The following is a 7,486-nucleotide window of genomic DNA, read 5'->3' on the forward strand; positions in this document are numbered from 1 at the left end:
AGACCTCTTGCAAAAGTCTTAAGTCGATCCTTGTACAGCAACATTTTTGAAGATTATCAACTACTAATAAATAATTAACTGAAAGTCCCTCCCATTATTGTTTCTATCGTTTGTTTTCGGATTTATGCAAGAGGTCTTATGGTAACTGAACTGACTGAAAAAATCAAATCAAGCTTGAAAGATGCGGCAAAAAAGCTGACAGGTTTTAAGAAAAGGGCTTTTATGGCGCAAGTAACTATAGACTATTTTAACTCTTCAGCACGCCTAGCCGAAACAGAATTGGGATGGTCTAGGCAGGCAATAGCAACAGGATTGAAAGAGCTAGAAAGTGGAATTATTTGTATTGATAATTATCGTGCTAGGGGGAGAAAAAAAACGGAGGAACTGCTACCAAACTTAGAGGCAGATATTAAAAGTTTAGTGGAGATGTACTCGCAAGCAGACCCTAAATTTCAATCAACTTTTGCTTTTACAAAAATTAGTGCCAGAGCCGTAAGAGAGGCATTAAAAGAAGAAAAAGGCTATCGAGATGAACAATTGCCCTCTCGTCAAACCATTGGAGATATTTTGAATCGAATGGGCTATAGTTTAAAAAAAACAAAAAAAATAAAACCGCTCAAAAAAATCCCAGAAACCGAGGCAATTTTTGCTAACGTAGCTCAAGCCAATCAAGCCGCTGACAAACATCCTAAATCTTTGAGAATTTCCTTGGATAGCAAAGCTAAAGTTAAGATAGGAAATTTGTCTCGTCAGGGTAAAGCCCGCTATCTCGATCCATTAAAAGCGGATGATCATGATAGGGAATGGAGGGCTGTTTTAGTCCCTTTAGGAATTCTAGATATGAGGGGAGAACGCCTGTCTATTTATTTCGGTCAATCGGCTGAAACCTCAGATTTTGTGGCAGATTGTTTAGAGTTGTGGTGGCCAGAAAATCAAGCGCTCTATCCAGTGTTAGAAGAATTAGTCATTGATTTAGATGGAGGAGCCGCCACTCGCAGCAACCGCACTCAATTTATCAAAAGAATGGTAGAATTTGCCCAAAAAACCCAGGGGCAAATACGGCTCATTTACTACCCGCAAATGCCATAGTAAATATAATCCCATTGAACGGTGTTGGGCCGTCTTAGAGAACTATTGGAATTGGGCAATTTTATATTCAATTGATGCGGCTCTTAATTGGGCTTCTAACATGACTTGGAAGGGTATAAAACCTCTAGTGCATTTGGTAGAAGGAACTTATGAAAAAGGGGTGAAGGTTTTGACTAAAGAATTAGAACAATTGCAACCTTTCTGGCAGCGTTCTGAAACTTTGCCCAAATGGGATGTGACGGTTCTACCCTCCTAGCTGGCATCTTATTTTTACGCAAGTCCCTTATATTTAATTCCACCCAAGGCACCAATTCATCGGAAGACAGTGATTAGACAACGGCTCGGCTGAGCCTGTCGAACGCCTGGTAGAGGAAGCAGGTCATCAGGTAGTATTTTTGCCAAAATACTCTCCTGATTTAAATGATATCGAAGATGATTTTAGTGCATTAAAGAGAGCAAGAATGTATGCTCCTGTGGGTACACCCCTTGATGAAATTATTCGTACTTATTGTGTTGCCTAGGGTCTCGTTCTTATTTGAAATAACTATAAAAGTGAAAGCGAGCGTCCGTGTCCATAAGCTAGTAACGATTTTTCTACCTACCCAAGTAAAGATTTACTCCTCCCTTCAACCGCTTTTACCCGGAAAGTGGGATCGCTGGCTCGGTTCGGTTTTCTTTTCATCGTTACCTGCGCCACTTTAACGCCTAAACCGACAAAAGCGACGATAACGATCGCGCCTGTTGCGTCCGGTTCGGGAACGCTGGCGAGGGTTGTCGAGGCGAGAACGGCGATCGCTTGATGGGTTACGGTCGTGGGATGGAAACTGTCCCAGAAAAGATACTCGGAGGGATTCGCGCAGATCTGCCCGGTAGTGGTATTCAAACAAGCGTCCGTGACGTTGGTTAAACCGTAGCGAGACGGATCGTTGTAGGTGTTCTCGAAGAGAGAGTAGATATTTAGCGGGATCAAAGTTGCCGCAGTCGAGGGAGCGTTTTGGAGGGCTTGAAGCGCCGCAGCTAATTTCTGATTATGCTTTAGGGCTAGATTCGTCATCCCCGGTATTCCCGCCTGACTGGGTAATTTACCGAGATCCGGTAGATTCGGAACGATTACCGTTTTCGCCCCGACCGCAGGGGAGATCAGGGTTTGAACCGCGGCGATAATGTTACCGACTACGGCATCGGGGTCGGTACTGAAACCGAAAAGATAGTCGTTAGCCCCGGCCCAGACGACGAAGAGATCGGGAGCGTCGAAAGTTGGTAGGAAGGGTTTCGCGGCGAACGCGTCGATCTCGTCGAGTAATCCTGGAAAATCCCCCCCGAACAAGCGTTCGGCCACGTTCTGACCACCGCTGGTGGCTCCGCCGTAGGCAAGATTCAGCACCGCGCTATTCGGCAGTCCGAAATCCTGCTGTAAATACTCGATCCAGAGCAGACCATTAGAAAAGCGCCCGTTCGCGTAGGGGGGGCTAGGCGGGTAACGATTTCCCGTTAGTTTATATAAATGGTTCTTCCGAACTTGTCATGTAAAATTAAAGAAAAAACAGACATATAAATAGCCTCCAACAAGTTAACTCTTAAACTATATCTTCGACGACGATTCCGATATTTACAGGATAAGATTTTAAAGATTTTGAGTTTCCTATTTATAGGTTCAATGATAATCCTTTCGTAATTAGTCAGTGCAATAAGAAAAATTAACTGAGAATGGACAAAAAGCACTGCCTGAGTGTATCATGGCAGATATGGCAATTAACGACCAACTACTGTCCACCTTAATCAATGCCCCAGACTTCGACCCAGAACAGATGGCGGCGGCCTTTTGCTGCGAAGCCTATGTACTACAGAAAAAAAAGAATCAAGAACGAGAAAGCAAGCTAGTCCAACTAGAAGAAGAATTAGAGCAGTTCAAGGAAAAGTTCCACAAGCTTATTCAAAGGAGCAGTGAAAATAGCTCCCAACCGCCATCGGCAGACAAATATAAAAAAAAGAGTCAAGGAGCAGGGACGAAAGGGAAAAAGAGAGGACCTGCCCACGGTTATGAGGGGAAAACAGGCAATGGCTTTGAACAAGTAGATAACTATATAGCACTGAACCGGGAAATCTGTCCAGTCTGTGGGACTGTACCAGAGAAAGTAGGAACAGCCCCCGTCAAGCGCAATCAGATAGCTGAATTGGTAAGTAAACCAGTACAAATTAATGAATATCAGCGACCACTCTACCAATGCCCGAATTGTGGGAAACAAGGCTATGCTGAGTTACCCCTGGGTTGTCGGGAAGACTTTAGTTACGCTGCATTACTGAGCAGTTTGGTCGGATGGTTGGGTTATGGGGGTCATCTGAGTTGCGCGAAACAAAGGTATCTGGTGGAGACAAGTTTAGGCCTTCCGATGTCTCAAGGAAGTCTCGCCAAAATGCAGCAATGGTTCTGTCAAAGCCTCTACCCTAACTGTAGCGGGCGCGCGTTCTCCACCTCAAAAAGACTTTGTACTATCTATCTAGGGCTTAAGGACTACTTTATTCTCAATAATCGCTGCTTCTTGCTGTGACTAATTACGCCTATCCTAACCAAGAAGTTAATTTTGTCCTATTACTTACTATGTCTAACAACAATTCTGAACGAGTAGTGCGTCGTGGTCGAGTTTTTCCAGAGATGCAATCTACAGAGGAAGAAAAGGCCAAACATCGCGCCCGACAATTAGAATTTTATCATCGTTGTTGGCCGATTTTTCAGAGTTTACAGCCCCGGTTAATGAAACATTATTATGGTTGGTACATTGCGATCAAACCCGATAGCGGCGATTATTTTATCGATCCCGATCAAGAAGTGGCCAGCAAAAAAGCCAGGGCAAAATATCCCGACAAAATTCATCACATCTTTGGCATTAATGAAACTGGAGTTAGTGGCAGAATATGATTGAAGGGAGATTGGGAAGCAAAGGACAAATTTATTTTGATATCGATTTAGTTGGCGATGATGGATTGATTCTCCCCGCAGAAGTTATGCTGGATACGGGGGTTACCGAGTTTTTAGCCATAAATAGTCAAGATGCTGACAGTCTTGATTGGCGTTTTTTGCGACAAAATAAATTGATAACCGCTCAAGGAGAAGCATTTTTTGATATATATTTAGGCAGAGTAAGAATTGATGGTCAGGAATACGAAATTCCCGTTTTTGCAGGGGAGGCAATTCAGGAGATTTTGTTAGGTTCGCGGTGGCTCAAACAATTTATCTTAGTAGCTAATTATCAACAAACACAGGTGACATTAGGGTAATGACAAAAAAGGCGATTATTTTACTTTCCGGGGGATTAGATTCAGCGACAACAGCAGCGATCGCTTTAGCTGCTGGTTATCAATTAATCGCCCTTTCCTTTCGTTATGGACAAAGACACGAGCGGGAATTAGCGGCGGCGAAAAAAATTGCTAATTTCCTCAATATTAAAGAACATCATCTGATCGAAGTCAATCTATCTTTGTGGGGAGGTTCCGCTTTAACCGATCAATCTATTGCTATTCCCCAAGAGGGAATTAACCCAGATATTATCCCGATTACCTATGTGCCGGGGAGAAATACAGTTTTTATTTCGATCGCTCTTTCTTTAGCGGAAGCAAGGGCAGCGGAGGCGATATATTTAGGAATTAATGCGGTGGATTATTCTGGTTATCCCGATTGTCGTCCCGAGTATTTAGATGCCTTTCAAACTTTAGCTAATTTATCATCGAAAGCGGGTTTAGAAGGTAAAGCGCCCCAATTAATTGCCCCTTTGGTGATGGATAGTAAGGTAGATATCGTCCGTCGTGCTGTTAGTTTAGGGGTTCCCATTGCTGATACTTGGTCTTGTTATCAAGGAGAAGTTGAACCCTGCGGTTTATGTGATTCCTGTCGCATCAGAGATCAGGCTTTAATTGAGGCTGGTTATCCCGAATTAGCCACTCCCCTGTGGAAACAGTCGGAGAAAATAGGGAGGATAGTAAAAAATGGAGATAATCTAGGCAATTAAATGTTCAATGAGGATTTTACTGCCGATTAATATTAAAACTAAACCGCCGAGAATTTCCACCTTTTGACTAAATAAATTACCGAATTTATGCCCGATAAAAACAGCTATAAAACATAAAGCAAAGGTAATAAAACCGATGACAGTGCAAGCTAAAAGTAAGGGAGTTTTAATCATCGACAAACCCAAACCAACTACTAAAGCATCGATGCTAGTAGCGATCGCTAATCCGATTAAAGTATAGGAATCTAGAGGATTAAATTTTTTTTCCTCGTCATCATTTTGAACAGCTTCGTAGATCATTTTACTGCCGATCGCCCCCAAAATAATAAAAGCGATCCAGTGGTCAAAAGAGGCGAGTAAATCGCGACAAGTTAGACCGATACCCCAACCGATCATCGGCATAATCGCTTGAAATCCCCCAAAAAACAAAGCAATTTTCAAAGCCTTATTAACATGAATATGACGAATCATCAGGCCACTGGTCAGAGAAACGGCCACGGCATCGGCGGCTAATCCCACGGCCACAAAGGAAGTGGTTAAAAGTTCGAGTGAAGTAAACATCTATAGTTGTTTATCCTTTAATTTCCCCTTATCTTAACTAATTTTTCCCCAAAAAACTTTCATATTTATCTCATGATCCTCTCATTTATCTATCATTTCTCTAACCTAAAAATTAACTGCTCGATTAGTGAGAGGAGCGAATTGAAAACGTTTAAAAGCAAAAGTATCACCGTAGAGATTGAGGGTGATTACCGGTTCCTCACCGATTGCCTGAATCTGATGGATTGCTTCTGGGGTAAAACTGATGATATCCTCAGCTTCTAGGACTTTTTCGCTCGCTACTGCGATTTTATCGGGAAATTCAGTTAGAGGAGTCCGAGGAACCAGTTTTTGGAGTTAACTAACCAATGCTGCTGTTTCGTGAATTCCCCTGAATTTTTTCCCAGACAAAGTTAAGAAAGATACCTTTTCCCATCATCGATCATCCCGTCTGCTTTTCCGGTGGCGAACGCTACCATATAGGAAAAGTACCAAGTAAAAAATGATCATAATTTCGAGAATTACCAGAGAATCAGAGGGGAGAGAATGGTGATAGAATTAGCTAATTGACTCCAGTAACTTAAGCACCCAATAACCGCTCACCGAAAATATGGCTGATTTTTTTAACACCTATGGTTTTTTAATTGTTTCAATGATATTTGGAGCCAGCTTAGGCATTTCAGTTTATCTGCCCTTAATGGCCGGTCAATTATCCTTAGCAACCCCCGGTTTTTACGCTTTAGGTGGTTATGTGGCCGCCATTCTTTCCACGAAAGTTTTTACTAATACCGGTAGCAATTATCCCCTTACTTTGGTCTTTTTAGAAATTTTAGTTGCTGGCATTATTTCAGGAATATTAGCCATAGTTTTAGGTATTCCTGTTCTCCGTTTGCGAGGTATTTATTTAGCTATTGCCACGATCGCTTGGGTAGAAATTTTGAGAATTATTGCCCTTAATCTCGATATAACTGGTGGTGCAGTCGGTATTTTTGCCATTCCCCAACCTTTCACCACTCAATTAGCCTACCTTTGGCTGGCTTTGCCCCTCTTATTCCTAACTATGCTGTTTCTCTACCGGTTAGAAAACATCAAAATTGGTCGGGCATTTAATGCCATTCGTGCCGATGAATTGGCAGCTGCGGCTATGGGAATTAATCCCACCTATCACAAGGTTTTATCCTTCACTTTCGGGGCAGTTTTAGCGGCAGTTGTGGGGGCGGTAAGCGCCCATTTTCTCAATACTTGGAATTCCCGTCAAGGAACTTTTGATGCCAGTATTATTTTCTTGGCTTTCGTTTTAATTGGTGGTTCAAGAACTTTTATCGGTCCAGTGGTGGGAGGCATTGTTTTAACTGCTTTGCCCGAAGTTTTACGCGCTCTCGGCGGCGTGAATGGTTTACCAATTTGGTTAGGTAATTTCTTACGCGATGGTCGTTTAATTATTTTTGGGATTTTAATCGTTTTGGGAACGATTTTTTATCCTCAAGGCTTAATTACACCTGAATTAATCAAAAAACTAATTCCTTTTAAAAGAGGTTCCTCTCCTAGTCAAGTTGATTCCTAATTACAGCAAATATATAAAATGTTAATAAATAAGCGGGCAAATCAAAGGTAATTAATTATGGAACTCGAAGATTATTTTTTATTCCTCTCCGAAGACAATACGGCTCTTGGGGAATTGTTAGGCTGTTCAGCATCTAAATAGCGTATAATATGGCATAGAACGAGTTAGTTAGGACAGATGCCTGAAGGCTTTACTCACAGCATCCACAAGGTTTTCACTATCATTGATAATCTGACTAACATAGTTTTTCAATCTAGCCCAGAACTTTTCAATTTTGTTGAGATCTGGA

8 protein-coding genes and 3 pseudogenes are annotated in these 7,486 nt (G+C 42.1%); 8 read left to right on the forward strand and 3 right to left on the reverse strand.

The window, feature by feature from the left end; translation table 11 throughout:
• The first annotated feature begins 138 nt into the window (after window positions 1–138).
• From IM462_RS01165 to IM462_RS01175, 3 genes and pseudogenes are all read left to right on the forward strand, one after another.
• Window positions 139–1,089 (forward strand): ISAzo13-like element transposase-related protein, encoded by a 951-nt coding sequence (locus IM462_RS01165; protein ID WP_287703262.1) that lies wholly within the window; start codon window positions 139–141, stop codon window positions 1,087–1,089.
• On the forward strand, window positions 1,034–1,345 hold the full coding sequence (locus tag IM462_RS01170) for an ISAzo13-like element transposase-related protein (protein ID WP_287703264.1): 312 nt from the start codon (window positions 1,034–1,036) through the stop codon (window positions 1,343–1,345). Before IM462_RS01165 ends, IM462_RS01170 begins: the two co-directional genes overlap by 56 nt.
• A 33-nt stretch (window positions 1,346–1,378) precedes the next feature.
• Window positions 1,379–1,610: pseudogene (locus IM462_RS01175) on the forward strand (transposase); the annotation flags it as partial.
• A 77-nt stretch (window positions 1,611–1,687) separates the two neighbouring features.
• On the opposite strand, the pseudogene IM462_RS01180 reads toward IM462_RS01175, so the two are convergent.
• Both IM462_RS01180 and IM462_RS01185 read right to left on the reverse strand, forming a co-directional pair.
• Window positions 1,688–2,539: pseudogene (locus IM462_RS01180) on the reverse strand (SGNH/GDSL hydrolase family protein); the annotation flags it as partial.
• Window positions 2,540–2,580: 41 nt separating this feature from the next.
• Window positions 2,581–2,760 (reverse strand): annotated as a pseudogene (locus tag IM462_RS01185) (hypothetical protein); the annotation flags it as partial.
• A gap of 74 nt (window positions 2,761–2,834) precedes the next feature.
• Between IM462_RS01185 and IM462_RS01190 the strand changes: the two are divergent.
• From IM462_RS01190 to queC, 4 genes are read left to right on the forward strand one after another with little or no spacing between them, the layout of a single operon-like run.
• Window positions 2,835–3,638, forward strand: coding sequence for a DUF6444 domain-containing protein (locus tag IM462_RS01190; protein WP_287714765.1), 804 nt, complete (start codon window positions 2,835–2,837; stop codon window positions 3,636–3,638).
• A gap of 50 nt (window positions 3,639–3,688) precedes the next feature.
• Window positions 3,689–4,006 carry a hypothetical protein gene (locus IM462_RS01195; protein WP_287703276.1) on the forward strand — a complete coding sequence of 106 codons (318 nt, stop codon included), beginning with the start codon at window positions 3,689–3,691 and terminating at the stop codon, window positions 4,004–4,006.
• Window positions 4,003–4,365: an aspartyl protease gene (locus IM462_RS01200; protein ID WP_287703268.1), complete on the forward strand. Its 363-nt coding sequence runs from the start codon at window positions 4,003–4,005 to the stop codon at window positions 4,363–4,365. Before IM462_RS01195 ends, IM462_RS01200 begins: the two co-directional genes overlap by 4 nt.
• Window positions 4,365–5,093: a 7-cyano-7-deazaguanine synthase QueC gene (gene queC / locus IM462_RS01205; protein WP_287703270.1), complete on the forward strand. Its 729-nt coding sequence runs from the start codon at window positions 4,365–4,367 to the stop codon at window positions 5,091–5,093. Before IM462_RS01200 ends, queC begins: the two co-directional genes overlap by 1 nt.
• Here queC and IM462_RS01210 read toward each other — a convergent pair.
• The gene (locus tag IM462_RS01210; RefSeq protein WP_287703272.1) at window positions 5,082–5,654 is read right to left on the reverse strand and encodes a manganese efflux pump MntP; all 573 of its coding nucleotides are present in this window, start codon (window positions 5,652–5,654) and stop codon (window positions 5,082–5,084) included. The genes queC and IM462_RS01210 overlap by 12 nt on opposite strands.
• Window positions 5,655–6,243: 589 nt before the next feature.
• Here IM462_RS01210 and IM462_RS01215 point away from each other — a divergent pair.
• The gene (locus IM462_RS01215; protein WP_287703274.1) at window positions 6,244–7,197 is read left to right on the forward strand and encodes a branched-chain amino acid ABC transporter permease; all 954 of its coding nucleotides are present in this window, start codon (window positions 6,244–6,246) and stop codon (window positions 7,195–7,197) included.
• Window positions 7,198–7,486: the final 289 nt, after the last annotated feature.

Source organism: Microcystis sp. M144S2 (genome assembly GCF_020246065.1).
Lineage (GTDB): Bacteria > Cyanobacteriota > Cyanobacteriia > Cyanobacteriales > Microcystaceae > Microcystis > Microcystis ichthyoblabe_A.

Bases quoted from the DNA above. Each gene is read 5' to 3' on its own strand.
- IM462_RS01165 (WP_287703262.1), top strand. From the start codon at position 139: ATGGTAACTGAACTGACTGAAAAAATCAAATCAAGCTTGAAAGATGCG.
- IM462_RS01190 (WP_287714765.1), top strand. From the start codon at position 2,835: ATGGCAATTAACGACCAACTACTGTCCACCTTAATCAATGCCCCAGAC.
- IM462_RS01195 (WP_287703276.1), top strand. From the start codon at position 3,689: ATGTCTAACAACAATTCTGAACGAGTAGTGCGTCGTGGTCGAGTTTTT.
- IM462_RS01200 (WP_287703268.1), top strand. From the start codon at position 4,003: ATGATTGAAGGGAGATTGGGAAGCAAAGGACAAATTTATTTTGATATC.
- queC (WP_287703270.1), top strand. From the start codon at position 4,365: ATGACAAAAAAGGCGATTATTTTACTTTCCGGGGGATTAGATTCAGCG.
- IM462_RS01210 (WP_287703272.1), bottom strand. From the start codon at position 5,654: ATGTTTACTTCACTCGAACTTTTAACCACTTCCTTTGTGGCCGTGGGA.
- IM462_RS01215 (WP_287703274.1), top strand. From the start codon at position 6,244: ATGGCTGATTTTTTTAACACCTATGGTTTTTTAATTGTTTCAATGATA.